The sequence below is a fragment of the Bacillus sp. FSL K6-1033 genome (genome assembly GCF_038630765.1).
In the GTDB taxonomy this organism is placed as follows: Bacteria; Bacillota; Bacilli; order Bacillales; family Bacillaceae; genus Bacillus; species Bacillus altitudinis.
This window is the reverse complement of the sequence record NZ_CP152041.1, coordinates 1,480,275-1,507,045: the sequence shown is the minus strand read 5'-3', so window position 1 is coordinate 1,507,045 and position 26,771 is coordinate 1,480,275. Positions and strand designations below refer to the sequence as shown.

At 43.6% G+C, this 26,771-nt stretch carries 25 protein-coding genes and 1 riboswitch; of the genes, 1 reads left to right on the top strand and 24 read right to left on the bottom strand.

Annotation, left to right across the window (positions count from 1 at the left end; genetic code table 11):
- Positions 1-4: 4 nt before the first annotated feature.
- From def to MHH31_RS07605, 8 genes are all read right to left on the bottom strand, one after another.
- Positions 5-487, bottom strand: a complete 483-nt coding sequence (gene def / locus MHH31_RS07640) for a peptide deformylase (protein ID WP_017359337.1) — start codon at positions 485-487, stop codon at positions 5-7.
- Positions 488-502: 15 nt separating this feature from the next.
- Entirely contained in the window at positions 503-2,911 is a 2,409-nt protein-coding gene (priA, locus tag MHH31_RS07635; RefSeq protein ID WP_212360434.1) for a primosomal protein N', read from the bottom strand.
- Positions 2,908-4,125 carry a bifunctional phosphopantothenoylcysteine decarboxylase/phosphopantothenate--cysteine ligase CoaBC gene (coaBC, locus tag MHH31_RS07630; protein WP_041090556.1) on the bottom strand — a complete coding sequence of 406 codons (1,218 nt, stop codon included), beginning with the start codon at positions 4,123-4,125 and terminating at the stop codon, positions 2,908-2,910. Before coaBC ends, priA begins: the two co-directional genes overlap by 4 nt.
- Before the next feature lie 115 nt (positions 4,126-4,240).
- Positions 4,241-4,444 (bottom strand): DNA-directed RNA polymerase subunit omega, encoded by a 204-nt coding sequence (gene rpoZ, locus MHH31_RS07625; protein ID WP_008344896.1) that lies wholly within the window; start codon positions 4,442-4,444, stop codon positions 4,241-4,243.
- A 3-nt stretch (positions 4,445-4,447) separates the two neighbouring features.
- Positions 4,448-5,062 carry a guanylate kinase gene (gmk, locus tag MHH31_RS07620; protein WP_007499680.1) on the bottom strand — a complete coding sequence of 205 codons (615 nt, stop codon included), beginning with the start codon at positions 5,060-5,062 and terminating at the stop codon, positions 4,448-4,450.
- 9 nt (positions 5,063-5,071) lie between these two features.
- Positions 5,072-5,341 (bottom strand): extracellular matrix/biofilm regulator RemA, encoded by a 270-nt coding sequence (gene remA, locus MHH31_RS07615; protein ID WP_008344898.1) that lies wholly within the window; start codon positions 5,339-5,341, stop codon positions 5,072-5,074.
- Between the two features lie 76 nt (positions 5,342-5,417).
- Positions 5,418-6,293, bottom strand: coding sequence for a YicC/YloC family endoribonuclease (locus MHH31_RS07610; protein WP_342495423.1), 876 nt, complete (start codon positions 6,291-6,293; stop codon positions 5,418-5,420).
- 83 nt (positions 6,294-6,376) lie between these two features.
- Positions 6,377-9,052: a calcium-translocating P-type ATPase, SERCA-type gene (locus MHH31_RS07605; protein ID WP_342495422.1), complete on the bottom strand. Its 2,676-nt coding sequence runs from the start codon at positions 9,050-9,052 to the stop codon at positions 6,377-6,379.
- Positions 9,053-9,217: 165 nt separating this feature from the next.
- Between MHH31_RS07605 and MHH31_RS07600 the strand changes: the two genes are divergently transcribed.
- A complete protein-coding gene (locus MHH31_RS07600; RefSeq protein WP_342495421.1) occupies positions 9,218-10,927 on the top strand; it encodes an NFACT RNA binding domain-containing protein in 1,710 nt (569 codons plus the stop codon).
- Positions 10,928-10,958: 31 nt separating this feature from the next.
- On the opposite strand, the gene MHH31_RS07595 is transcribed toward MHH31_RS07600, so the two are convergent.
- The 16 genes from MHH31_RS07595 to MHH31_RS07520 form a co-directional block, all read right to left on the bottom strand.
- Positions 10,959-11,462, bottom strand: a complete 504-nt coding sequence (locus MHH31_RS07595; RefSeq protein ID WP_277519255.1) for an NAD(P)-dependent oxidoreductase — start codon at positions 11,460-11,462, stop codon at positions 10,959-10,961.
- A complete protein-coding gene (locus tag MHH31_RS07590) occupies positions 11,443-12,228 on the bottom strand; it encodes a sirohydrochlorin chelatase (RefSeq protein ID WP_024720330.1) in 786 nt (261 codons plus the stop codon). Before MHH31_RS07590 ends, MHH31_RS07595 begins: the two co-directional genes overlap by 20 nt.
- 76 nt (positions 12,229-12,304) lie before the next feature.
- Positions 12,305-13,060: a uroporphyrinogen-III C-methyltransferase gene (cobA, locus tag MHH31_RS07585; protein WP_035700704.1), complete on the bottom strand. Its 756-nt coding sequence runs from the start codon at positions 13,058-13,060 to the stop codon at positions 12,305-12,307.
- Between the two features lie 28 nt (positions 13,061-13,088).
- The gene (cysC, locus tag MHH31_RS07580; protein ID WP_008344911.1) at positions 13,089-13,682 is read right to left on the bottom strand and encodes an adenylyl-sulfate kinase; all 594 of its coding nucleotides are present in this window, start codon (positions 13,680-13,682) and stop codon (positions 13,089-13,091) included.
- 13 nt (positions 13,683-13,695) lie between these two features.
- Entirely contained in the window at positions 13,696-14,832 is a 1,137-nt protein-coding gene (gene sat, locus MHH31_RS07575; RefSeq protein ID WP_045034247.1) for a sulfate adenylyltransferase, read from the bottom strand.
- Positions 14,833-14,889: 57 nt separating this feature from the next.
- Positions 14,890-15,954 carry an inorganic phosphate transporter gene (locus tag MHH31_RS07570; RefSeq protein WP_342495420.1) on the bottom strand — a complete coding sequence of 355 codons (1,065 nt, stop codon included), beginning with the start codon at positions 15,952-15,954 and terminating at the stop codon, positions 14,890-14,892.
- A gap of 13 nt (positions 15,955-15,967) precedes the next feature.
- Complete coding sequence (locus tag MHH31_RS07565) at positions 15,968-16,669, bottom strand: phosphoadenylyl-sulfate reductase (protein ID WP_008344917.1); 702 nt, start codon at positions 16,667-16,669, stop codon at positions 15,968-15,970.
- A 45-nt stretch (positions 16,670-16,714) separates the two neighbouring features.
- On the bottom strand, positions 16,715-16,861 hold the full coding sequence (locus MHH31_RS07560; RefSeq protein ID WP_072367285.1) for a YezD family protein: 147 nt from the start codon (positions 16,859-16,861) through the stop codon (positions 16,715-16,717).
- A gap of 74 nt (positions 16,862-16,935) precedes the next feature.
- Positions 16,936-17,038: riboswitch (SAM riboswitch) on the bottom strand.
- Positions 17,039-17,196: 158 nt separating this feature from the next.
- Complete coding sequence (gene pyrE, locus MHH31_RS07555) at positions 17,197-17,835, bottom strand: orotate phosphoribosyltransferase (RefSeq protein WP_284725215.1); 639 nt, start codon at positions 17,833-17,835, stop codon at positions 17,197-17,199.
- A gap of 7 nt (positions 17,836-17,842) precedes the next feature.
- The gene (gene pyrF, locus MHH31_RS07550; RefSeq protein ID WP_342495419.1) at positions 17,843-18,547 is read right to left on the bottom strand and encodes an orotidine-5'-phosphate decarboxylase; all 705 of its coding nucleotides are present in this window, start codon (positions 18,545-18,547) and stop codon (positions 17,843-17,845) included.
- Positions 18,519-19,451: a dihydroorotate dehydrogenase gene (locus tag MHH31_RS07545; protein WP_135008925.1), complete on the bottom strand. Its 933-nt coding sequence runs from the start codon at positions 19,449-19,451 to the stop codon at positions 18,519-18,521. Before MHH31_RS07545 ends, pyrF begins: the two co-directional genes overlap by 29 nt.
- Positions 19,445-20,221, bottom strand: a complete 777-nt coding sequence (locus MHH31_RS07540; protein WP_007499709.1) for a dihydroorotate dehydrogenase electron transfer subunit — start codon at positions 20,219-20,221, stop codon at positions 19,445-19,447. The genes MHH31_RS07545 and MHH31_RS07540 overlap by 7 nt, the downstream gene beginning before the upstream one ends.
- Entirely contained in the window at positions 20,218-23,433 is a 3,216-nt protein-coding gene (gene carB / locus MHH31_RS07535) for a carbamoyl-phosphate synthase (glutamine-hydrolyzing) large subunit (RefSeq protein ID WP_039166760.1), read from the bottom strand. Before carB ends, MHH31_RS07540 begins: the two co-directional genes overlap by 4 nt.
- Positions 23,418-24,512 (bottom strand): carbamoyl phosphate synthase small subunit, encoded by a 1,095-nt coding sequence (locus MHH31_RS07530; RefSeq protein ID WP_019743288.1) that lies wholly within the window; start codon positions 24,510-24,512, stop codon positions 23,418-23,420. Before MHH31_RS07530 ends, carB begins: the two co-directional genes overlap by 16 nt.
- On the bottom strand, positions 24,509-25,795 hold the full coding sequence (locus MHH31_RS07525; RefSeq protein ID WP_035392124.1) for a dihydroorotase: 1,287 nt from the start codon (positions 25,793-25,795) through the stop codon (positions 24,509-24,511). Before MHH31_RS07525 ends, MHH31_RS07530 begins: the two co-directional genes overlap by 4 nt.
- Positions 25,779-26,702 (bottom strand): aspartate carbamoyltransferase catalytic subunit, encoded by a 924-nt coding sequence (locus tag MHH31_RS07520; protein WP_342495418.1) that lies wholly within the window; start codon positions 26,700-26,702, stop codon positions 25,779-25,781. The genes MHH31_RS07525 and MHH31_RS07520 overlap by 17 nt, the downstream gene beginning before the upstream one ends.
- Positions 26,703-26,771: the final 69 nt, after the last annotated feature.

The window sequence follows — 26,771 nt, the reverse complement described above, 5'->3', positions numbered from 1 at the left end:
TTCTTCACCCTTCCATTTCCGCAAGTTCTTTTTCTGTATACGTTTGAATGATCTTCGACGTGAATAATACGCCGTCTAAGTGATCAATTTCATGCAATAAAGCTCTTGCTAAAAATCCTTCTGCTTCTATTGTAAATGGTTTGCCTTTCTTATCAAAGGCTTTCACCTTCACATAATTTGGTCTTTCAACCGTTCCGTACAAAGATGGAAAGCTCAGGCAGCCTTCAATGTCTGTCTGGCTCCCTTCCACTTCAAGAATCTCAGGATTTACTAAGTCAATCCTCCCAGAATCTTCTCCGATATCGACCACGGCGATTCTTTTTGAGATGCCGATTTGTGGTGCGGCTAGGCCGACTCCATCTAGTTCAAGCATTGTATCATACATATCATCCAGCAGTTTTTTCAGTTTTTTATCGAATGTATCAACAAGCTCTGTTTGTTGTTCAAGCACGTCTGCAGGATGTAAGACTATCGGTTTGATTGCCACGAAAAGACCTCCGTTTTACATCATCATATATGGATTCATATCGATTGATATCATCAACTGTTTTTGTTCCATTTCTTTTTGATAATGATCTTGTATTTTTCGTAATAAACTTGCCAGTTCATTTTCCCTTTTGTATTTTATCACGCATTGATATCGATATCTATCTTTGATCTTAGCGATCGGAGAAGCAGCAGGACCGAGAATTCTTGTATTCGGTGCACAATTCATTTTCAGGAACTGAACAATTTTGTCTGTGACATGCGCTGCCTTTGTCACTTCTTCATGTGATACAGTCACCATCGCCAAAAAATAAAATGGCGGATAGGACTGATGACGACGATGCAACATCTCCTGCTCATAAAAGGCTTCATAATCATGCTGTTTGGTTAATTCAATACTATAATGCGAAGGTGTATATGATTGAATAATGACTGACCCCGCTTTTTCATGACGTCCCGCACGTCCGCTTACTTGTGTAAGAAGCTGAAACGTTTTTTCACTTGAACGAAAATCAGGGATGTGAAGAGACGTATCCGCACTAAGGACACCGACAAGTGTAACATCTGGGAAGTCTAATCCTTTTGCAATCATTTGCGTCCCAAGCAGAATGTCCGCTTCTTTATTACCAAAGGACGTGAGAAGCTTTTCGTGTGCACCTTTCCGAGAGGTTGTATCTACATCCATTCGGATGACCCTTGCTTCTGGCAATACCTTCGTCAGCTCTTCTTCCACACGCTGCGTGCCTGTACCAAAATAGCGAATATGTTCACTATGGCATTCTGGACATTCTGCAGGTACAGGAGCTTCGTGACCGCAGTAATGGCACTTCAGCCGTTTTTGAAAGCGGTGATAAGTGAGAGAGATCTCACAATGAGGACATTGTTCCACATATCCGCAATCCCGGCACATCACAAAGGATGAATAACCTCTTTTATTGAGAAATAAAACCGCCTGCTCTTTCCTTTCAAGTACTTCTTTTAACCTGAGCATTAATTCTTCTGAGAACATGGAGCGGTTTCCGTTTCTTAATTCTTCTCTCATATCAATTAACGAAACGTGCGGCAGCTGCTGCTGATTGACGCGCCGTTTGAGCGTCAGCAGTGTATACACACCCTTTTTCGCACGCGCATATGACTCAAGTGAAGGCGTTGCACTGCCTAATACAACCGGACATTGGTGCCGCCCTGCTCGTTCAATGGCCACATCTTTCGCATGATACCGAGGCATTTCTTCTTGTTTATATGACGATTCGTGTTCTTCATCTATAATGATCATTCCTAGATTTTCAAACGGGGCAAAAACAGCCGATCTTGCGCCAACGACAAGCTTGACTTCCTTGCGGTGGATTTTCCGCCATTCATCGTATTTTTCCCCAGTCGATAAGCCGCTATGAAGGACAGCCACATTGGACCCGAAGCGCTCTTTAAAACGCTGGACCATTTGAGGCGTTAATGAAATTTCAGGAACTAGGACGATCGCTTCTTTTCCCTTTTGGAGGACATGATCAATCGTCTGTAAATAAATTTCGGTTTTACCGCTTCCTGTGACCCCGTGCAGTAAAAACGTTTCATATTTTTCATCGCTCACTGCTTGATGAATGGGTTTTGCCGCTTCTGCTTGCTCTGTTGTGAGATCAAGAGGAGTAGATGGTGTAAACTCCCTATCCCGATAAGGATCTCGATAAATCTCTTCATAGCTTTCTGTTAACAGACCTTCTTGAATCAAGGCTTTTATCGTTTGAGAACTAGCACCTGTTTGCTGCTGCAAATCTTTTGCTAAAAACGTCGTTTCATTCGCTTGAAATAAAAAGGTAAGCAGCGCCTTCTGTTTCACCGCATTTTTCTTTAACTGCTTCTGTTTTTCTTCAAGTTTTTCTTTCGTAACTGCTACCTGAAGTGTCCGTACCTTTTTCTTTCCGGATTTTTGTGAGACGTGATATCTGACTTCTAGATGACCTTTTTGGACATGCTTTTGAATAGGCTTCAGCTGTTCAGGCGGAATGTCAGCGTAAAGGATGCTCTCTTGCTGACCGAAAAGCTCTTTCAATGACTGCGGAAGTTCCTCAGCTGATAACACCTGAATTTCTTTTTCATATTTGGCTTTCATCGCTGCTGGAAGCATCGATTGAAGCGCCGTAATATGATAGGACAATGTTTTTTCCGTCAGCCAGTGGGAAAGCTCCAATAGCTCATCTGTCAGAACAGGAGATAAATCAAATAAATCGACAATGTCCTTGATGTTTCCTGACTGTACGTCTGTTTCTTCTTTGATTTTTGTCACAAACCCTTGAATCTTCCTTGGGCCAAAAGGAACCACTACCCTCATACCAGCCTTGACAAGGCCTTTAAAGCGGTCTGGCACACGATAGTCAAATGGCCTGTCAATGGCTTTCGTTGTGACATCGACGATCACTTCAGCAATCATGCTCGATCACGCTCTTTTGGCAGCAGCTGCTTTGCCTCCTGTAAGATTTCAAAGGCAAGATCTTTTTTGCTCATCATTGGCAGCTCTTTTTTTGTTCCGTCTGCTTTGATCAATGCTGCGACATTCGTATCTGTGCCAAAGCCCGCGCCCTCTGCTGCAACATTGTTCGCGACAATCATATCTAAATGCTTGGATTCGATTTTCTTTTTCGCATAGTATTCTACATCTTGCGTTTCAGCTGCAAAGCCGACTAGGACCTGATGTTCTTTTCTTTTCCCAAGCTCTTTTAAAATATCTTTCGTCCGCTTAAATTCAACCGCTAGTTCACCGTCTTGTTTTTTCATTTTATGAGAATACGTCGTGACAGGCGTATAATCGGCAACGGCTGCTGATTTAATCACTATATCTGCTTTCTCGTACACCTCTAACGCTGCTTGATACATCTCCTCAGCCGATTCCACTTGCACCACATTCACATGCTCAGGCGCAGTTAACGAAACAGGTCCTGAAATGAGCGTGACATCAGCCCCCATTTGCTCGGCAGCTTCTGCAATGGCATAGCCCATTTTCCCAGAAGATCGATTTGAAAGGAAACGAACAGGGTCGATCACTTCTCGTGTAGGGCCAGCTGTGACCACGACTTTTTTGCCTGAAAGCGGCAAGCTGGTTGGCTCATCAAAAAACGCACGGATGTGTTCAACAATTTTTTCAGGCTCCTCTAAGCGTCCTTTTCCAATGTAGCCGCATGCTAAATAGCCTTCACTTGGCTCTATAAACCGGTAGCCGTCTTCATATAAAGTGCGGATGTTCCGCTTGACAGCTGGATGGTCATACATGTGCACATTCATAGCCGGTGCAACCCATACAGGAGCTGTTGAAGCAAGCAAGGTCGTTGTGAGCATATCATCAGCAAGTCCTGCGGCCATTTTACCAATGGTATGTGCTGTTGCAGGGGCAACAAGAATGAGATCGGCCCAGTCAGCTACATCAATATGCGCTATGACTTTTGGATTATTTTCTTTAAATGTATCCACATACACCTCATGCCGAGATAGGGCTTGAAAGGTGAGCGGAGACACAAACTCACGGGCAGATTCTGTCATAATCACTCTTACGTTTGCGCCTGCCTGTACGAGTTTACTAGTGAGTGCAGCTGCTTTATATACGGCGATTCCTCCGCTGACGCCGAGTAAAATATTTTTTGACTGTAACATTTGTTTGTCCCCCTTAACGGCCTTTTTCACAAATTCGTCTACAATTCAAAAAAGTCAAAACCAATCATAGTTTTGACTTTTTTGAACGTATCGTATCTGCATAGCAGAAGCGATGTTATTCTTGCTCTTCTTTTTCAAATGTCAAAAGACCAGCATCGATTTCTTCAAGAGCTTTCCCTACAAATTTATAGGATTTTGTGTTTTCGATTTGTTGATCTTGATGGATTTGCATTTCACGTGCACGGCGTGCAGACACTGTGACAAGTGTATATTTTGAGTCAAGTTTGTTCATCAATGAGTCAATTGAAGGATCTAACATGGTTTATTCTACCCCCAGCATTTTTTTATATCTTGGTGCGACTCTGTCTCTTCGCAGGTGCTCTGCAAGGACGATCGCTTTAATTCTTTCACATGCAAGCTCGACATCGTCGTTTTCAACGACATAGTCATAAGCATCCATCATTTCAATTTCTTCTTTTGCAGCAGCCATTCGGTTACGGATGAGATCCTCAGATTCTGTCCCGCGTGTAATAATGCGGTTTTGAAGTTCTGAAAGACTTGGCGGTGCAAGGAAAATAAAGAGACCTTCCGGGAATGCTTCTCTTACTTGAAGTGCACCTTGCACTTCGATTTCAAGGAAAACATCTTTTCCTTCGCTCAATGTTTGTTCTACATAGTCAACAGGCGTGCCGTAGTAATTCCCGACATATTCTGCCCATTCTAACAGCTTTTTGTTTTCAATCATATGTTCAAATTCTTCCCTGGTTTTAAAGAAATAATCAACACCATTTCTTTCACCTTCACGCGGTTTGCGGGTTGTCACAGAAATAGAGTATTCAAATTTCGTATCTTCCTGGGAGAAAATGGCTTGTCTGACCGTTCCTTTTCCAACTCCCGAAGGTCCAGAGAGAACGATTAAAAGTCCTCTTTCTTTCATAATGGCGTATTACCCCTGCCCTTCATCTATGATTTCTTCTTTTACAGAAAGTCTTTGCGCGACAGTCTCAGGCTGAACGGCAGATAAGATGACATGGTCACTGTCCATAATGACAACAGCACGGGTTCTTCTTCCGTATGTCGCATCAATGAGCATGCCTCGATCTCTTGCGTCTTGTATCATTCGTTTAATCGGTGCTGATTCCGGACTGACGATCGAAATCATCCGATTCGCTGAAATGATGTTTCCAAATCCGATATTGATCAACTTTATGGTCATCTTCTTTCGTCCCCCTGTAATATAAACGTCTCTAGTCTCGCCGAAAGAGACGCACTGTAAACAGCATACACAATGACTATTCTATATTTTGCACTTGTTCTTTTATTTTTTCAATAGCGCTTTTCATTTCAACCACCAGCTTTGTTAATTGGTGATGGTTTGCTTTTGATCCAATCGTGTTCACTTCACGGTTGAGCTCCTGTACAAGAAAGTCAAGCTTTCGTCCGGCAGCGCCGCCTTGCATCAAAATTTGCTGGAACTGCTGAAAATGACTTTTCAGCCTGGTAATCTCTTCTGTAATGTCACAGCGATCAGCAAAGATGGCCGCCTCTGTGGTCAGTCTGCTCTCTTCAAGCGCCTCTCCGATCCATTCTTGCAATCTTTGATTCAATCGTTCTTTGTACTGACTCACAACCTCTGGTGCAAACACTTTGATTTCTTCTGTAAATGCCTCGAGTTCAGACAACCTGAGTTCACAGTCTTTTTGAAGTGATGTTCCCTCCTGCTCTCTCATAAAGCAAAGCTCCTTGACAGCTTCTTCACAAGTGTCAATCAGCAAATGCTCCAGCTGCTCATTCCGGCTGACTGACTCTTCCACCTGAACAGCCTGTTCCAGCTTCAGTAAGTCATGTGCATGCTGAATACCTGAAATATGATAGCGGTCCTCAAGGTCTTTTGCGGCTTTCATATATTCATCAAGCAGCGGCCAGTCAATCTGTAAAGACCGGCTTGCAAGTTTACCGCCTTCAATCGTAACAAACAGCTCAATTCGACCGCGCTGCACGTGACGAAGAATGATTTTTTTTAATGTATCTTCGAAATATAAAAGCGGCCTCGGCAAACGGGCATGAACCTCTTTAAAACGGTGATTGACCGATTTTAGCTCAACTGACACTGTCAGTTCACCATCCGTTTTACTCGCTTGGCCGAATCCCGTCATACTGCGTATCATTTGAAAACACCCAATTCTTTCATATTAATAAAATGAAAAAGGTAATAGCAGACACTATTACCTCAAAATTATACCATAACCAATTATTTTTTTCTTGTCAAAAGTGATCCCGCCAGTAAAAAAGTTGGCAATGCAGACATACCGATGATCAGAAGCCAATCAACTGGTGCAACTGCCACCGTTTTGAAAATCGGCTGAAGCGGCGGATAATAAATGACCACAAGCATCAGCAGCAGTGAAGACACAACAGCGCCGATCAAGTACATATTACCAAATGGATTGCGTTCAAAAATAGACCGTTCACTGCGGCAGTCAAACACATGAATGAGCTGCGCCAAAACGAGTGTGCTGAATGCAACCGTCTGCGCATATTGAAGATTGTTCGGATCACGGTGATACACAAACATAAAGGCTAACAAAGTGGCAATCCCGATCAGAAACCCTCTTGATATGACCTTCCAACCAAGCCCTCTTGCAAAAATCCCCTCTTTCATGTTCCGCGGCTTTCTCTTCATGACATCGCCTTCTGGTTTATCCATTCCAAGTGCCATAGCCGGCAAGCCGTCTGTGACAAGGTTTACCCACAAAATTTGAATTGGAACGAGAGGCAATGGAAGCGCAAGAAGCATCGCAAACAGCATGACCAAAATTTCTCCCACATTCGATGCCAGCAAATAGCGGACAAATTTGCGAATGTTTTCATAAATATTCCGGCCCTCTTTAATAGCGGATTTAATGGTCGCAAAGTTGTCATCAAGCAAAATAAGAGAAGAAGCTTCTTTGGCAACGTCTGTTCCGGTAATCCCCATGGATATGCCGATATCCGCCTGTTTAATCGCTGGCGCATCATTCACCCCATCACCTGTCATCGCGACAATATGGCCATTTTTTTGATAGGCCTTCACAATTCTCAGTTTATGCTCAGGTGATACACGGGCAAAGACGTACACATCTTCTGCTGTTTGCTCCAGCTCTTTGTCACTTAGCTGATCCAGAGCTTTTCCATCAAGCACCTTTCCTTGCTTCGGTAAGAGACTTAAATCTTTAGCGATCGCTTTGGCCGTTTCTACGTGATCGCCTGTAATCATCACTGTTTTAATGCCAGCATCCCGGCATTCTTTAATCGCTCGTCTCACTTCAGGACGAGGTGGATCAATCATGCCCTCTAGACCGATAAATGTGAGGCCAGTTTCTGCCTGCTGAACAGAGGTAATTTTTTCTGTCAGGCTTACTTTTTTATATGCAATCGCAATGGTTCTAAGCGCTTGTCTTGCTAAACCTTGAATGGCAGCTTCTGTTTCTTGCCGGTGGGCCTTTGAAAATGAGGCGGTGCGTCCGCCGTGCATCATATGACTTGAACGGTTCATCAGCACATCTGGCGCCCCTTTGGCAATGACATACCGCTCCTTCTGATTCGTTTCCACGACGACTGACATCATTTTTCTTTCAGAGTCAAAAGGGAATTCCTCCACCACACGAAATCCCGCTTCGATGAATTGCTCTGTAAAACCCGCTTTACGCGCAGCGGTTAGAAGTGCTCCTTCTGTCGGATCGCCATCAAGTCTCATCTCTCCGTCTTTTTCAACGATGGTCGATGTATTACAAAGTGCTCCGTATAATAGCACCTTTTGCAGGTTTGGATGTTTGTCTACATGGACAAGTTCTCCGTTTAAGGTAAAATCACCTGACGGCTCGTACCCAGTGCCAGAAATATTCCATGTTTTCCCCTCTGCCCATACATGTGTCACTGTCATTTTATTTTGTGTCATTGTGCCTGTTTTATCGGAGCAAATAATCGAGGCGCAGCCGAGTGTTTCCACAGCCGGCAGCTTTCTGACAATGGATTTTTGTTTAATCATCCGCTGCACACCTAGGGAAAGTGCGACAGTGACGATCGCCGGCAGTCCTTCTGGAATCGCAGCAACAGCGAGAGATACACCCGCTAAGAACATATGATACAAATCATGACCTTGCACCACACCAAGAACAACCACAAGAACAGTTAAAAATAATGCAGCAACAATTAAAATTTTCCCCAGCTGCTCAAGGCGTCTTTGCAGCGGTGTTTCCATATTACCTGCTGAATCCAGCATACCGGCAATTTGTCCCATCGCCGTATTCATCCCTGTACCAATGACAACCCCTACACCGCTTCCCCTCGTGACAAGCGTCCCCATAAAGGCCATGTTCGTCAAATCTCCAAGTGAGACATGATCTCGCGAGAGCGGACTCGCATGTTTGACCGCTGGGATGGACTCTCCGGTGAGGGCAGATTCTTCGATTTCCAAACTCTTTGTTTCTAGTAATCTGATATCTGCCCCAATTCGGTCCCCGCTTGAAAACTTCACAATATCTCCCGGCACGAGGTGCTTTGACGGGATCTTGACCCATTCATTGTTTCTCCTTGCATAGACATGCGGCGTTGATAATTCCTTTAGTGCTTGGAGGGACTTTTCCGCACGGCGTTCCTGATAAAAGCCAAGCACACCATTTATCAGCACAATCGCCACAATCGCCACAGCATCAATGTATTCACCTAAAAAAGCAGAAATAATCGTTGCCGCAAGCAGGATTAACACCATAAAGTCTTTAAATTGCGCTAAAAAAATAACGAACGCCGACGCCTTTTTCCCTTCCTGTAATTCATTTGGCCCATGCTTTTCAAGCCGCTTTTGCACATCTTTTTCTGACAGTCCGTCACCTATCGATGTATTCATTGTTTTTAATAAATCGGTTTGGTTCAGTTCATGCCAATTCATTTGACCTCGTCCACTCCTCTTTTGTTCTCTCTCTTATGCAGTGTTCTATAAGCCAGTTTATTCAGACTCGTCCTAAATCATGCTATAATAATAAGACTGCCTAAAGAACGAGAAAACGTAAGGTTCTTTCAGTAGATTTGTGTGAAAGAAGAGGGTGTATCCAACATGTCATTTGACGGCATTTTTACATATGGTATGACAAATGAATTGCAAGAAACATTAACTGGCGGAAGAATTTCGAAAATACATCAGCCCTACAAGCATGAGCTGATTTTTCATATCCGGTCAAAGGGGAAGAATCATAAGCTTCTTTTATCCGCTCACCCGAGCTATGCAAGGGTACAGCTCACTGAGCACCATGATGATAATCCGAGCGAACCGCCAATGTTTTGTATGCTCCTCAGAAAACATCTTGAGGGTGGGTTCATTGAACGTTTTGAACAAATTGGGTTAGATCGGGTGATCGTGCTGCACGTGCGAAGCCGAAATGAAATTGGCGATGAACAAACCCGTAAGCTGTATATTGAAATTATGGGCAGGCACAGCAACTTAATTCTCGTGGAGGACGAAACGGAGCAGATCATTGACGGACTGAAACATCTTTCTCCATCTGTGAACAGCTATCGAACGGTGCTGCCCGGACATCAATATCTTCTGCCGCCGGCACAGCAAAAGCTGAATCCTTTTGACGTGACGAAGGAAGATATTTTAAAGCATTTACGTTTTCAAGAAGGGAAAATCGCCAATCAAATTGTCGATACATTCTCTGGGGTTTCTCCGCTGTTTGCTAAGGAAGCTGTCCACAGGGCCGGTCTTGCCAATCAGGAAACGATTCCAAGTACATTGCTCGAGATGTTTCAGCTCATTCAGGCGCATTCTTTTACCCCTCAGCTCACGAGAAAAGATGGGAAAGAGTATTTTTATTTATTAGAACTTCAGCACGTCGATGGTGACATGAAGACGTTTGATTCTCTTAGTGAGCTACTTGACCGCTTTTATTTCGGAAAAGCTGAAAGAGATAGAGTCAAACAGCAGGCGGCTGATCTTGAACGCTTTGTTGCCAATGAAAAAAAGAAAAATGAAAACAAGCTAAAAAAACTAACAAGAACGCTTGAAGAATCTCAAAATGCGCATAAGTATCAGCTTTATGGTGAATTGCTTACTGCCAATATATATGCGATTAAAAAAGGGGATAAAGAAGCGACAGTTATCAATTATTATGATGAAGATGGCGGAGAGATCACGATCCCGCTCAAAACAAACAAAACCCCTTCTGAAAATGCGCAAGCGTATTTTACAAAATACCAAAAGGCAAAAAATGCAGTAGAGGCCGTAAATGAACAAATTGAGCGTACACATGAAGAAATTGCTTATTTTGACGAGCTGATCCAGCAGCTGTCCTCTGCCTCACCAAAAGATTTAGAGGAAATAAGAGAAGAACTGGTGGAAGGAAAATATTTGCGTCCCAAACAAAAACGCAATGCCAAAAAGAAAAAACCATCGGCCATTCAGCTTGAAGCATATGAATCCTCTCAAGGTGTTCCGATTCTCGTTGGAAAAAACAACAAGCAAAACGAATATTTGACCACAAAGGCGGCAGCTCGTGATGACATTTGGCTGCACACAAAGGATATTCCTGGATCACATGTCGTCATTCGTCACAAAGCACCTGATGAACAAACCTTGCTTGAAGCGGCACAAATTGCTGCCTACTTCTCGAAGGCAAAAGAATCAAGCTCCGTCCCTGTCGATTATACGAAAATCCGGCATGTGAAAAAACCAAACGGAGCAAAACCGGGCTTTGTCACATATGATCAGCAGCAAACATTATTTGTGACGCCTGATGAGGATGTTGTCCTAAAGCTAAGAAAATAAAAAAGAGCCGATTAAATCTTTAGATGAGATTTTATCGGCTTTTTCTTTGTCTTTTTTTTCTTTCTATATAGAGCTCATCCAGTGCATCTACATCCTCTTGTTCAAGCAAGGTCTCAATGGCCGCAGCCAGCTGTTTAGTGCGGGCTGGGCTTGCACCACTCGTAGATATGGAGATTGTTACTTTTCCTGCCCTTACAACCTTTGGCACAATCACATTGCCTAGCTCTGACTGGCTCACACAGTTGACGAGCTGATGAGGAAGCGCTGATTGCGTCATCCACTCGTTTACTGAAGGATCATCTGTAGCAGCAACAATTAAAAATGCATCCTTTACATCTTCCGCATCAACTTTCTTTTTCTTCCAAGTCAGCTGATATGTCTCAATGAGATTCGCCATTTCAGCACAAATGTCAGGGCTCACAATGGTTATGCTGCATGGCTCCATGCATAGCGCACTCGTCCTTCTAGCCGCAATCCTTCCACCGCCGGCAATTAGCACGTGTTTATTGGTTAGATCAAGATGAACTGGAAGCATGGCTTTCTCCTTGAAAACGAAACGCATCCTCTTTGTTTAAGATGGTTTCCTGCACACGTTCAATATAAGCTGCTTTTACATGGGGATGAAACCCAATATATCGGCAGACACGGACATCTCGCAGCCGCTCTCTCGCCTGATTTGCTTCACTCTCAATCTCTTTCATTAAAATGCCGGTAAATAAAAGATAAGGCACGAGATAGACAGGTGTATCGTCATCTACTGTTAACTGTGCTAAGACGTCACGATAATTCGGTTCACACGCTGTAATAAAACACGGAAAAACCTCTGCACAAGGCAACATGCTTCGGACATCATCTGCAATGCCAAACACATCCCGCTTTACATCTGGATCAGAGCTTCCACGGCCAATTAAGAGAATTTTTGCACGCTCTCCCTTGTATCCAGCTTCTTCAATCCTTGCGATAACCGCTTTCGTGACTTCTTGGTTCACGCCTATAGGTCTTCCATATGTCACCTTCACTTGTGGGAAACGTTTTTGTACTTTCACAATCTCATCTGGAATATCTGATTTGGCATGCATGGCAGTTAAAAGGAGGAGCGGGACGATCGCAATGTGGGTTGCTCCTTTTTGTACACAAGTCTCAAACCCTTCTTCGATTGAAGGGTCCGTCAACTCTAAAAAACAAATTTCTTGGATATCTGCTTCCACTAACGGCATACAGCTTTTCATAAAAGAAATGGCTTTATCCTGTGCTTCTTTTACCCTGCTTCCATGCCCAACATAAAGGACAGCTTGTTTCATTTGACTCCTCCTTGCGACCTTAGTTTTATTCAGACGAAAAGACACGATGCCTACACGTGTCTTTTCACCTTTGTTCTCATTTCTCAATCAGTGCTGGTTCAAACCAGTTCAACTTTTGATGAAAGTGAACGACATCTCCTACCACGATTAAACTTGGGTGCTCGATCCCTTCTTTTTCAACCGTTTCAGATAGTGTCGCCACCGTGCAGCAAGTCGTCTTTTGCCTTGTGGTCGTTCCCCAGTGAATAAACGCAGCTGGGGTTTCAGGATTCCGCCCATTTTTCAAAAGCAGCCGCTGGACTCTTTCCACGTTTTTGACGCCCATGTAAATGACAAGGGTATCAATCCCCGTCGCCAGCGCTTCCCACTTTTCTTCAAAATGTTCATCCTTTTGATAATGCCCTGTCACAAACGCAACATTTGAGCTGAATTCTCGGTGCGTGACTGGAATGCCTGCATAAGCAGCCGCTGCAATGCCAGAAGTAATCCCCGGGACAACTTCATACGGAATACCATGCTCAGCTAAGCATTCGATTTCTTCACCGCCACGGCCAAATACAAAGGGATCACCGCCTTTTAGACGAACGACTATGTTCCCTTCCTTCGCATGAGCAACAAGTGCTTCGTTAATCGCTTCCTGTCTCATCGTGTGATGATTCGGCAGTTTGCCGCAATAGATCAACTCCGCCTCCGGTTTGGCATGGGCAAGAATCTCTTGATTGACAAGACGATCATATAAAATGACATCTGCCTGCTGTATTGCCTTATGGGCCTTTAGTGTAATTAAGTCTGGGTCACCCGGTCCGGCACCAACAATGTATACTTTCCCCATCTTGCTTTCTCCCCCTGCCATCAGGCGATTATTTCGTTTTATCCTTTACATAATCAACAAGGCGCTGTTTTGACTCCTCGCGTGATAATTCACCTGTATCTAGGACGAGCTCAGGCGCAGCTGGCTCTTCGTATGGTGAATCGATTCCCGTGAAAAATGGAATTTCGCCGTTTCTTGCTTTTTTATATAATCCCTTTGGATCACGCTCTTCACACACGTTCAGATCACATTTCACAAACACTTCGTGAAATTCTCCGTCTTCGACTAACTGTCTTACGATTTGGCGGTCTTCTTGAAATGGTGAAATAAAAGCAGTAATGACAATCGTTCCTTGCTCAACAAATAATTTCGCCACTTCACCGATGCGCCGAATGTTCTCTTTTCTGTCGTCATCTGAAAAGCCTAAGTCTTTATTGAGTCCATGGCGTACGTTATCGCCATCAAGGACTGTCACTTGGTACCCCTGTTCAAACAGCTCTCGAGCCGCTGCGTTGGCGATCGTCGATTTACCTGAACCGCTTAGTCCTGTCAGCCAAATGATCCCGCTTGTATGGTTGTTTTTCTGTTGATATTCTTTTTTAGTAATAGATGAATCATGCCACACGATATGTTCGTTGCTCATGTCATACCCTCCTTTAAGATACCGTCGTTTTTAATCCTTCGATTAATGTTTCAATGACTTCTTTTCGGCTGAACGTGCTCGGTGGTAATTCACCATTTCTCAGCATCGTTCTAACCTTTGTACCTGAAAGAATGACATGTTCGCTTTTATCATGTGGGCATGTTTTTGGTGTTGCCATGGCTTCACATGTATTGCAGTAAAAGCTGTGCTCAAATTTTAATGGTGTGATCCCAATTTCTTCGCTTGTAAATTGTTCAAATAGCTCCTGCGCTTCGTATGTGCCGTAATAATCACCAACACCTGCATGATCTCTGCCGACAATAAAATGTGTACAGCCATAATTTTTACGCACAAGCGCATGAAAAATGGCTTCCTTTGGTCCAGCATAACGCATGGCAGCAGGAAAAACACCTAAAAAGACGCGGTCTTTCGGGTAATAACCGTTCAGTAACACTTGATAGCTTTTCATTCTTACATCTGCTGGAATATCATCAGATTTTGTTTCACCAACAAGTGGATTTAGAAATAGACCATCCACTGTTTCCAGTGCTGTCTTTTGAATGTATTCATGCGCACGATGGACTGGGTTTCTCGTTTGGAAACCGACAATGGTTTTCCAGCCGTTTTCTTTAAACTGTTTTCTTGTTTCTTCTGGCTCATACGTAAATTGCGGGAAAGGTTTTTCGCTGCGTTTCGTCAGTGTAATTTTACCACCAATATACGTATCACCGCGTTCAAATAATTTTTTCACGCCTGGGTGATTGCGGTCATCTGTTTTATACACATTCACTGCTTCTTTTTCCTTATCAGGTGTGTATTGATCTTCCACCTCAATGACCCCGTATACTGTTCCATTATACGATAGACGAACAATGTCACCTTGATTGATCTCCGCTGCTTTTTCCTTTGTGACAGGCAAAGTAATCGGAAGAGACCAAACGACACCACTTGCTAGTCGCATACTGCTGACAACTGCTTCATAATCAGCTTTCGTTAAAAACCCTTCAATCGGACTATACCCGCCAATTGCGATGAGTTCAAGGTCTGCAAAAGAGATGGCATCCAGCTCAATTTCTTTCGCAGCTGTGCTTAGATCAAATTCTTCATTTACTCGATTAATTAATACGCCACCATGTGGTGTTAAACTCATTTGTTCATCTTCCTCTCAATGTTCATATTTATTAGATGTTAATAGTCGGATTTATATTTAAATCCCGCCGCCCTGTTCATGAATCGAGCTGCTCTCATTTTTAACTGCCTTCATAAGACTCAGTGCACCTAGTGAAGCAAGCAGTACACTCATCATGATAAAGATAGAGTAATAGTCTCCTTTTAAGAAAAGGCTTACCAACAAATAAGATAGACTAAGTGATAAGAAAGGTGACACAACCCATACCTTCAGCATTTTTTTCACAACATGTTTATGAAAAATGTTCGGGCCACCCTTTGCCATACCAAGCCCAATAATGGACGAGGAGGTAATTTGAGTAAGGGGAACAGGGAGTCCGAATATAGAGCTGACGATGACAAGTCCTGCACCGGTGCTCGATAATAGAATGCCTTCACCCGTTTGATAGCGTGTAATTTTCTTTCCGTTTGTTTCTAGCACCCTTCTTCCTAGAAGCAGCGCCCCAATGGCCACAAAAATTCCGCCGTAAAGGGTCCCTTGCCCGACTGACAAAACACCTGATGCGACAAGCGGGCCGACCGCATTGGCGACATTGTTCATGCCGGCTGAAAACGCTTCTAAAAACCCACTGATAATCAAAACAACAGATAAGATCAATATTCCTTTTTTGGATAATGTCCGTTTAGGGAACAATCTGATGATTTTGACAACAGCAAAGGTAAAAACAAAGGCAACAATCGGAATAATCACCCAAAAAGAGACAATGACTAAGATCGATTTCACATACAGCACTTTATATGCGGCTGCCACACCGACCACAGCTCCTACTGTGACCTCACTTGTGGATAAAGGAATGGCCAAGAGATTCGCTATGAAAAGTGATAATGCGGCCGAGCCAATGATGATACACACAATTTCAAGTGTGATGACAGATTCAGGCATAATCCCGGAGCTGATCGTTTTGACGACCTCGCCGCCGCCAATCACTGAACCTGCTAATATTCCAACTGCACAAACGCTGAGCGCGTATATTGGCTTTTTGATCGCACCTGAACCATATGCGATGCCCATCGAAGCGGCTGCTCCGCTTGCGCCAATATTTAAAGCAAAGAATAAGCTAAATAAAATTGCGGCGATTTCCATACATTATGCTCCCTTACTCATGTAATCCGCACTCAGTCTTTGCTGTCCCTGACCATCTTCCAGAACGCAAATCATCAGCAGTAAATGCCGGCTGTGTACAAGGTGCACACCCGATGCTTGGATATCCTTGGTCATGCAGCGGATTATAAGTAAGATCCTCTCTAGACGCATATCTCCATATGTCCTTCCACGTCCAGTGGATGAGCGGACATACTTTGACTGATTGGAATTTTTCATCCTTATTTAAGAAGTTCGTACCTGCTCGTTTAGGCGACTGCTCTCTTCTTAAACCAGACAGCCATGCCGGATAGCCAGATAGTGCCTCTTGCAATGGAATGACCTTTCTCATATGGCAGCAGCTTTGAGGATTCGTTTCCCATAATTTATCACCATGCTGCTCATTCTGCTCTTCCACCGTCAGCTCAGGTGTTTTCAGCACGATGTCTAACCCAGGATATCTTTCCTTAACTGCATCAATGGTGTCGTATGTTTCCTTGAAATGCAGACCTGTATCTAAAAAGACAATTCTTGCATCTTTTTTTACTTTCGCAATAAGATCGATCAGGACAATGCCCTCAATGCCAAAACTGCATGCATAAACGAGCTGATCACCATAGTGGCCGTACGCCCATTTCAGCACAGATAGGGCCCCTTTATACAAATCGTCCTCTTGAAATGTAATGGACGGCTCTTGCCAATTTTCATAAGTTAACATTGTTTCTCCCCTTCCGGAGTACTGCTTCTATTGCTATTCTCCGCACTACTTTAATCTGATTTTTTCATTTTTTTCCACTTGAATCACTTGACCGTCCTGAACGACCAACGTAATTGAACCGAATTTCATATCCCCAATCAGCTCTTGCATATGCTTCACTAAGTCCTCATCCTGGTTTTGTTTCAGTTCCATCTCCTCTTCCTCCTCACCGTTAAAATAAAAAAACTTTCTTTCAGTCCGAAAGAAAGATGAGGAAGCTCACGATTTCCTTATCTTTCAAAATAGAATCATTTTGCAGGAAGTAGCACCTTGCAAATCGCAGGTTGCCGGGCTTCATCGGGCCAGTCCCTCCACCTCTCTGGATAAGAGTTTTAATTTGTATTAAATATTAACACAATTCAAACAAAAGTCAACCCGACTTTATTGATAGGATTAGTTTTTATTTAAATTTGAGTCTATTTTACTATTTTTAACCAAATAAAAAACTGTGCAGCGCAGCACAGCTTTTTTAAAACAAGACAAGCTTTTTAGACCGTTTCTTCCATCCAAGATTCAGACGAAGGATCCTGTCTCCAGCGTTTTAGTTTATTCATAGCAGAAGGCTCGATTGCTTTTAGCTCAAGTGCCACTTCTGTCAGTGTGTCATAGTCTGTCAGCGTGACATAGGGAATGTTTTTCTCTTGAAAAGCCGCAGCTGCTTTTGGCAGTCCATAAGTGAAGATCGCAACAACTCCGAGTACGTCACAGCCTTCGTCTTCTAGAGCAGCCACAACTTCAAGAACGCTGCCTCCAGTTGAGATGAGGTCTTCTACGACAACCACCTTTTGTCCAGGTGATACGGCTCCTTCAATTTGATTTCCTTTTCCGTGTGCTTTTGGTTTACTTCTTACATAACACATCGGTACATTCAGACGATCAGCTGCTAATGCCGCATGAGGAATGCCAGCTGTAGCTGTACCTGCGACAACTTCCGCTCCTTCAAAATGAGTGAGAATCAAGTCTTTTAAACCTTCCGCAATGTCCCCTCTGACCTCAGGATAAGACAAGGTGAGGCGATTGTCACAGTAAATCGGTGATTTGATACCGCTCGCCCATGTAAATGGTTCGTCTGGTTTTAAAGAGACAGCTTTGATTTGTAATAAATGCTTCGCGATTTTCGTTTTCATCCGGCAGTCACTCCCACTCTTTCAAAATTTGTTGATAAGCTTCCACTGGGTTTGTGGCTTTTGTGATCGATCTTCCCACAACAATCTGTGAAACACCCTGTTCTTTGGCAAAGGCAGGTGTCGCCACACGCTTTTGGTCATCCGTTTGATCATTTGGTAAGCGAATTCCTGGCGTCACAGTGAGAAAGGAAGGAGAGATTTGTTCATGAAGCTGTTTTGATTCATGAACAGAGCACACCACACCATCAAGTCCACTTTCATATGCCAATTGTCCATAATGAAGCACCGCCTCTTGCAATGGGCGGTCAATTAGTAATTCTTTTTTCATCATATCTTCTGACGTGCTTGTCAGCTGGGTCACTGCAATAATAGCCGGGCGATTTTGCCCGGCAGGGGTTCCGCTTTCAAGCCCCTCTACGGCCGCCTGCATCATTCTTTTCCCGCCGGCTGCATGTACATTCACCAAATCAACACCAAGTGCAGCAAGCCTGTTCATCGCTTTTTGCACGGTTGTTGGAATGTCATGAAGCTTCAGATCAAGGAAAATACGGCAATTTTTTTCTTTCAGTGCATCAATAATGGCAGGACCTTCTTGGTAAAACAGCTCCATGCCGACCTTTACGAATAATGGAGTGCCTTCAAAACGATCTATAAAGGCGTGCGCCTCCTGTCCTGATGGAAAATCAAGCGCGATGATGGGCAAGTACTTCATGTTTCCAGCTCCTTCCGATGCATTCCTCTACAGATGAATACCCATAAGCCGCTAACACATTCGGTAGTTCATCAATGATTTCCGGGCAAATAAATGGGTTCACAAAATTGGCTGTCCCAACAGCTACCGCACTTGCGCCAGCTAGTAAAAATTCAAGTACATCTTCAGCGCTTTGCACCCCGCCCATCCCAATAATCGGAATAGAAACGGCCTGACTGACCTCATGTACCATTCGGATGGCAACAGGTTTTACAGCAGGACCTGATAATCCGCCTGTTTTATTGGCAAGAATGGGTTTGCCTGTTTTTAAATCTAAACGCATCCCAATCAAGGTATTGATCATGGTGAGTCCATCCGCTCCAGCCGATTCAATCGCTTTAGCAATCTCAACGATATTGGCTACATTAGGTGACAGTTTCACATAAACAGGAACGGAGGAAACTTCCTTAACAGCTTTTGTCAATGTAGCCGCCATTTCTGGATCGGTCCCAAAGGCAATTCCGCCTGTTTTCACATTCGGACACGAGATATTCAGTTCAAGGGCGTGAACATTGCTTGCTTGACTAATTTGCTTTGCTACTTCAACATAATCATCAACTTGTGATCCAGCAACATTGGCAATAATAGGGGTATCGAACTGCTCAAGCCAAGGTAATTCATGTTCAAGCACGCCTTTTAGACCTGGATTTTGGAGACCAATCGCATTCAGCATACCGGCTCCTGTCTCAGCTACCCTCGGTGTCGGGTTGCCAAATCTCGGTTCAAGGGTCGTGGCTTTAATCATGATGCCACCCAGCAAGGAAAGGTCATATAATGATGCGAATTCTTTTCCAAATCCAAAACAGCCTGATGCAGGAATGATTGGATTTTTTAAAGATAAGCCGGGTAATTCGATGTTTAGCATGATAGCGCCACCTCCTCCGCTTTAAAAACAGGTCCATCCAGACAAACTTTAACGTACGGTTTCTCGTGCTGATCGGTATGACAGACACAAGCAAAGCATGCACCGATTCCGCAGCCCATTCGTTCTTCCATTGAAATATAGACAGGCTTATCGGGATAAGAGTCTTTTAGTGCTTTTAACATAGGTGTCGGTCCACAGGAAAGCAAGACATCAAAGTCCAGCTCATTCTCTTCAATGACATTTGTCACGAAACCTTTCGAACCATATGTCCCATCAACGGTTGCGATAAACGTATCTCCGAGTGCTTGAAATTTCTCCTCATAAAATACATCCTTTTTCGATTGAAAACCGAGAACATGTTTTACGATGACGCCTTTTTTCGTTAACCGCTTAGACAGTTCATATAGCGGAGGCACACCGATTCCTCCACCGACTAATAATGCGGTCTGTCCAGCCTGAACGACTGAAGGGTCATAGCCGTTTCCAAGCGGACCTAACACATCGACTGACTCTCCCGCCCGCTTTTGGGAAAGGAGCTTTGTGCCCTCTCCCTCTGCGCGGTAAATGATGGTTGCTTCTTGCTTTTCGGCATGAATGTTGGCAATACTGATCGGTCTTCTCAGCAGCGGTGTCATGGATTCACTGACCTTTATATGAAGAAACTGTCCAGCTGTTTGAAAGGATTCAACAAGATCACCCTTTAATGTCATTTCGTAAATATGATCAGCGATCTCTCGGTTCGAGACGACCGTCAAGTATGCTTTTTTCATATCGTTACAGTCACCTCAGCATTCGTTTTCACTTCTGGCATTTCATCTGCTCTAAATGTCATGCTCTCTAGCACTCTTAAAATCGCTTCCGCTGTATCTAGTGACGTTAAGCAAGCGACACCATTTTCAACAGATTCACGTCTAATTCTAAAGCCGTCTCTTGCCGGCTGTTTTCCTTTTGTTAAGGTGTTGATGACAAATTGGGCTTCACCATTTCGAATGACATCCAGCAGATTCTTTCCTTCTTCTCCTATTTTGCCAACAACACTTGATGGAATGGAGGCTTGTTTTAAGTAATTCGCTGTTCCTTCTGTTGCTAAAATATGATAGCCGATGGAATGGAATCTTCTTGCAATCTCAAGTCCTTCTTCTTTATCTTTATCAGCCACTGTCAGGAGAACCGTTCCGTCTTTTGGAATTTGAATGCCTGATGCAATCAACCCTTTGTAGAGGGCTTTTTCGATTGTGACATCTTTCCCCATGACTTCACCTGTTGATTTCATTTCAGGCCCTAGTGTAATATCTACTCTTCTTAGTTTTGCAAAAGAGAAGACTGGAACTTTAACATATACGCCTTCTTGCTCAACATGAAGCCCTTCTTGGTAGCCATAGTTTTTCAGTTTTTCTCCTAAAATAACCTTTGTAGCTAAGTTCGCCATTGGAATGCCTGTAATTTTACTTAAGAATGGGACAGTCCGGCTTGAACGCGGATTCACTTCAAGTACATACACTTCACCTTTTGATAGAACAAATTGAATGTTCAAAAGCCCAATGATGTTAAGGCCTTTTGCGAGTTTAATCGTGTATTCTGCGATTTTCGCTTTGATGTCCTCAGACAAAGTTTGCGGCGGGTAGACCGCAATGGAGTCTCCAGAGTGAACTCCGGCTCTTTCAATGTGTTCCATAATGCCTGGTATGACAACCGTTTCTCCGTCAGACACAGCATCTACTTCAATTTCTTTTCCTGTCAAATACTTATCAATGAGCACTGGATGCTGCGGATTGACTTTCACCGCATTCTCCATGTAGTGAAGTAGCTCAGCTTCTTGATACACAATTTCCATTGCACGGCCGCCTAATACATAGGAAGGACGGACAAGCACGGGGTAACCGATTTGATTCGCAATCGCTACTGCCTCTGGCACAGACGTTGCTGTCTTACCATTTGGCTGCGGCACGCCGAGTGTTTCTAATGTTTGTTCAAACTTGTCACGGTTTTCCGCACGGTCAAGGTCTTCAAGCGAAGTTCCAAGAATCTTAACCCCTCTATTTGATAATTCATCTGCTAAGTTAATCGCTGTTTGTCCGCCAAACTGAACGACGACACCTTCTGGCTGTTCAAGGTCGATGATGTGCATCACATCTTCTACAGTGAGTGGTTCAAAGTAGAGCTTATCTGAAATACTAAAGTCTGTTGAGACAGTTTCAGGGTTGTTGTTAATAATAATGGCTTCATAGCCTGCTTGTTTGATTGCCCACACTGAATGCACGGTCGCATAATCGAATTCTACTCCTTGTCCGATTCTGATTGGACCTGAGCCTAGCACGATGACACTTTTCTTATCTGTTCGTTCGGATTCATTTTCATCTTCATATGTGCTGTAGAAATACGGTGTTTCTGATTCAAATTCTGCCGCACATGTGTCCACCATCTTATACACAGGAACGATGCCTGCTTCTGTTCTTAGGTTATAGACATCTGCCTCATTCATATTCCATTCGCGGCTAATATAAATATCTGAGAAACCTTTTTCTTTCGCTTCTTTTAAAACGTCTACATTGCCTTTGTTTTCTTTTAGTGTCTTTTCAAATGCGATGATGCCTTCCAGTTTATGAAGGAAGAAATAATCAATTTTCGAGAATTCATGAATCTGTTCGACAGTATAGCCTCTTCTTAGCGCCTCAGCGATATAAAACAGACGCTCATCTCCTGCTTTGATAATCCGCTTTTCAAGCACTTCGTTTGTAATGTCCGCTTCGTCTTTTAATTCAATGTGATGCACATCCGCTTCAAGTGAACGAACAGCCTTTAAAAGAGACTCTTCTAATGTGCGGCCAATCGCCATGACTTCACCCGTTGCTTTCATTTGTGTTCCAAGTCGTCTGTTGGCAGATTCAAATTTATCGAAAGGCCAGCGCGGGATTTTTGAAACAATATAGTCAAGTGCTGGCTCGAACGCTGCATATGTTTTGCCTGTGACTGGGTTCATCATTTCATCAAGTGTTAGGCCGACTGCGATTTTCGCTGCAAGTTTTGCAATTGGATATCCAGTTGCTTTAGACGCAAGAGCAGAAGAACGGCTCACGCGCGGGTTTACTTCGATGATATAGTATTGGAAGCTGTCTGGGTCAATCGCCAGCTGTACGTTACATCCGCCTTCAATGCCAAGTGCACGAATCAACTTGAGTGACACATTACGAAGCAGCTGATATTCACGATCACTTAGCGTTTGACTTGGTGCCACAACGATACTGTCTCCTGTGTGGATGCCGACAGGGTCAAAGTTTTCCATGTTACAAACCACAATGGCATGATCTCCGCTGTCACGCATGACCTCATATTCAATTTCTTTAAAGCCTGCGATACTTTTTTCAAGCAAACATTGTGTCACCGGACTTAACTTCAGTCCATTCTCGACGATTTCTTTTAATTCTTGCTCATTTGTACAAATTCCGCCGCCTGTTCCGCCTAGTGTATAGGCTGGTCTAACAATGACCGGGAAACCGATTTGATCTGTGAATGCCATCGCTTCTTCAAGGTTATGGATGATTTCACTTTCTGGTACAGGTTCATTTAATTCATTCATTAGATTACGGAATAAATCTCTGTCCTCTGCTTTTTGAATAGCTGACAGCTTGGTCCCTAGTACTTCAACACCGCATTCAGCGAGTACACCAAGATCTGATAATTCAACAGCAAGGTTCAATCCAGTTTGTCCGCCAAGTGTCGGCAAAATCGCATCAGGACGTTCTTTTCGAATGATTCGTGTTAAAAATTCTGGTGTCAGTGGTTCGATGTATACCTTATCGGCCATTTCTGTATCTGTCATGATCGTCGCAGGGTTAGAGTTCACAAGAACGACTTCATAGCCCTCTTCTTTTAGCGCTAAGCAAGCCTGTGTGCCTGCATAGTCAAACTCCGCTGCCTGACCGATGATGATTGGACCTGAACCGATCACTAAAATCTTTTTGATATCTACGCGTTTTGGCATACTTCTTCCCCTTCTTTCTCAGTTGTATGAATCATGTCCATGAACTCGTCAAATAAGTAGTTCGCATCTTCTGGACCCGGTGATGCTTCTGGGTGATACTGGACAGTGAATGCTGGTGCTTCTTTATGTTTTAATCCTTCAATCGTATTATCATTTAGCGCAATATGTGTGACTTCAAGCACGTCTTCATTAATGGCGCTAACCGTGTAGCCATGGTTTTGAGACGTCAAGGTTACCTTGCCAGTTGCTAGTTCTTTGACTGGATGATTGGATCCTCTATGCCCAAATTTCATTTTTTCTGTACTTGCGCCGCACGCAAGCGCGAATAACTGGTGTCCTAGGCAGATACCAAAGAGTGGTACCTTTCCAATCAGCTGCTGAATCATTTCAACCGCTTCTGGCACATCGACTGGATCCCCAGGTCCGTTTGAAAGCATGATGCCATCTGGTTTTAACTGTAATACTTCATCTGCCGTGATATTGTATGGCACCACAATGACATCACAATCTCGCTTATTGAGTTCGCGCAAAATGCCATGCTTCATGCCGAAATCGACAAGCACAATTCTTTTGCCTCTTCCTGGACTTGGATACGCATTTTTCACAGATACTTGGCTTACTTGATCTGTTGGTAGCTGCATTGTTTGAAGGCGGCTCACAACGTCTTCTACTTGTTCATCCGGTCCTGCAAAAGCTCCTCTTAATGTACCTGCACTTCGAATCATGCGCGTGAGCTTGCGTGTATCAATGCCGCTAAGACCCGGGATATTTTTCATTTTTAAATACTCATCAAGTGAGTATGAAGAGCGCCAGTTTGAAGGCTTTTCACAAAGCTCTTTCACGATCAGCCCTTTCACAAACGGTGTGATCGATTCAAAATCATCACGGTTAATGCCATAGTTGCCGATCAGCGGGTAAGTGAGTGTGACAATTTGTCCGCAGTACGACGGGTCAGACAAAATTTCTTGATAGCCTGTCATCCCTGTGTTAAAGACGACTTCTCCGACTGACGGTTCTAAGCTGCCAAAGCCTGTTCCTTCGAATACTGTTCCGTTTTCTAGCACTAAGCGTCTCTTCATTTTACTAGTCTCCCCTCTTCATAAACGACTTTCCCAGATGCAAGTGTCATGACCGGCCATCCTGATACAGTCAATTTGTCAAACGGTGTATTTTGCCCTTTAGATAAGAAGCTTTTTTTGTCAATTGCCATTTCTTTGTTTAAATCAATCAGTGTGATATCAGCGATTTGACCTTCTTCCAGCTTTCCGTATGGAAGAGCAAAGGCTTCTGCTGGTTTGATGGTCATATAATCAACTAGTTCTTTTAATGTCCATTCCCCTGTTTTCACAAAACGTGTGTACAGAAGCGGGAACGCTGTTTCAAGTCCGACAATCCCAAATGGTGCCCTCTGCATCGTTTCGTTCTTTTCTTCTTCTGTATGCGGTGCATGGTCTGTGGCAATAAAATCAATCGTGCCATCTAAAAGTCCCTCGATCAGTGCCTCGCGATCTTCTGCTCCTCTGAGCGGCGGATTCATTTTATAGTTTGTGTCAAGACCTGGAATGTCTGCATCACATAAGAGAAGGTGATGTGGAGAGACCTCAGCCGTCACACGAATGCCTGCTTTTTTTGCATCGCGTACCACTCGGACGGATTCCTTTGTACTGATATGACATACATGATAATGACAATTCGCTGCTTCTGCTAAGAGGACATCTCTTGCAATATGCACCGATTCACAAATTGACGGTATCCCGTTTAACCCATTTGCTTTTGAAAAGTCTCCTTCATGAACGCATCCTCCATAAATGAGTGAGTTATCTTCACAGTGCGCCACTATGGCTTGATCAAGGCTTGCTGCCTTTTTCATTGCTTCGTACATCATGCCTGCGGTTTGAATACCAACACCGTCATCCGTAAAGGCAAATGCGCCCGCTTCTTTTAACGCTGCAAAGTCTGTCATCTCTTCGCCAATTTGTCTCGTCGTGATGGAAGCGTATGGCAGTACTCTTACAGAGGAGGTCTCTTTGATTCGATTCATCAGCCATTCCATTTGTTCTTTTGTATCTGGAACTGGTCTTGTATTCGGCATCGCTGCAATGGTCGTATACCCGCCTCTTGCTGCTGCCTTAGAACCTGTTTCAATGGTTTCTTTTTTCTCGCCGCCTGGCTCTCTTAAATGCACATGCAGATCAATCAAACCTGGTGATACAAATAGCCCTGCTGCATCAATGACTTCTTCTCCGTCTTCTCTTTCTAAGTGACCCATTGCTTGAATCACTTTTCCTTCTACCCTAATATCCTGCTGCACTCTTTCCCCTGTGCTTGTTAAGATAAAACCGTTTTTAATGAGATATGACATAGACAGAATCTCTCCCTTTTTGATGTAGTCTGCTATTTTGAAAAGCCCTTTTTAACACAGCCATTCGGATATACACACCATTTTCCATTTGTTTGAAAATCCTTGACTGTTTTGACTCTACTAATGAATCATCTATTTCAACACCTCTATTTACTGGTGCTGGATGCATAATAATTGCTCTTTCTTTCATTTTGCTTGCCCTGTCTACTGTTAATCCATAAGTCGATAAGTAACCCTCGTTGCCCATCTTTTCTGAGTGTCTTTCATGCTGAATTCTCAGCAGCATCACCACGTCAGACCGCTTCATGGCTTCGTCCACTTCGACATACGTTCCATGAGGATTTTGTTCATCTTGGAAAGAAGCTGGTCCTGAAAAGAGCACTGTCGCTCCTAGTCTTGCGAGGACTTCAGCATTGGACCTTGCCACCCTGCTATGTTTGATATCACCATGAATCGAGACCGTTAATCCTTCAAAACCGCCAAACTCTTCATAAATCGTCATCAAATCCAGCAATGATTGGGTAGGATGCTGACCGCAGCCATCTCCCGCATTAATGATTGGAATCCCGACCTTCCCAATCAGCTCTTTGTAATATTCGTCTGTACTGTCTCTGATGACACATGCCTTGACTCCGATGGATTCAAGTGTTTTCACTGTATCGTAAAGGGTCTCTCCCTTTTGAACAGAGGTACTTGCTGCGTCTAGGTTCAGCACATTCATTCCAAGTTTCTTCTCTGCCACCTCAAAGCTAAAACGCGTTCTTGTACTTGGTTCAAAGAAGAGGTTCGCTACAAATTCACCTGTTAAACCATGTTCCTGTTTCCCTTTTTTCAATGCACATGCTTCTTCAATCAGCTGTAAAATTTCTTCCTTTGACAAGCTGCTCATTGTCGATAAATCATTCATTTTTTCTGCCCCCTCTAGTTTTTCATCACTTTCAGGTTCAAAAAAACCCTAAGCCTCGACAGCTTAGGG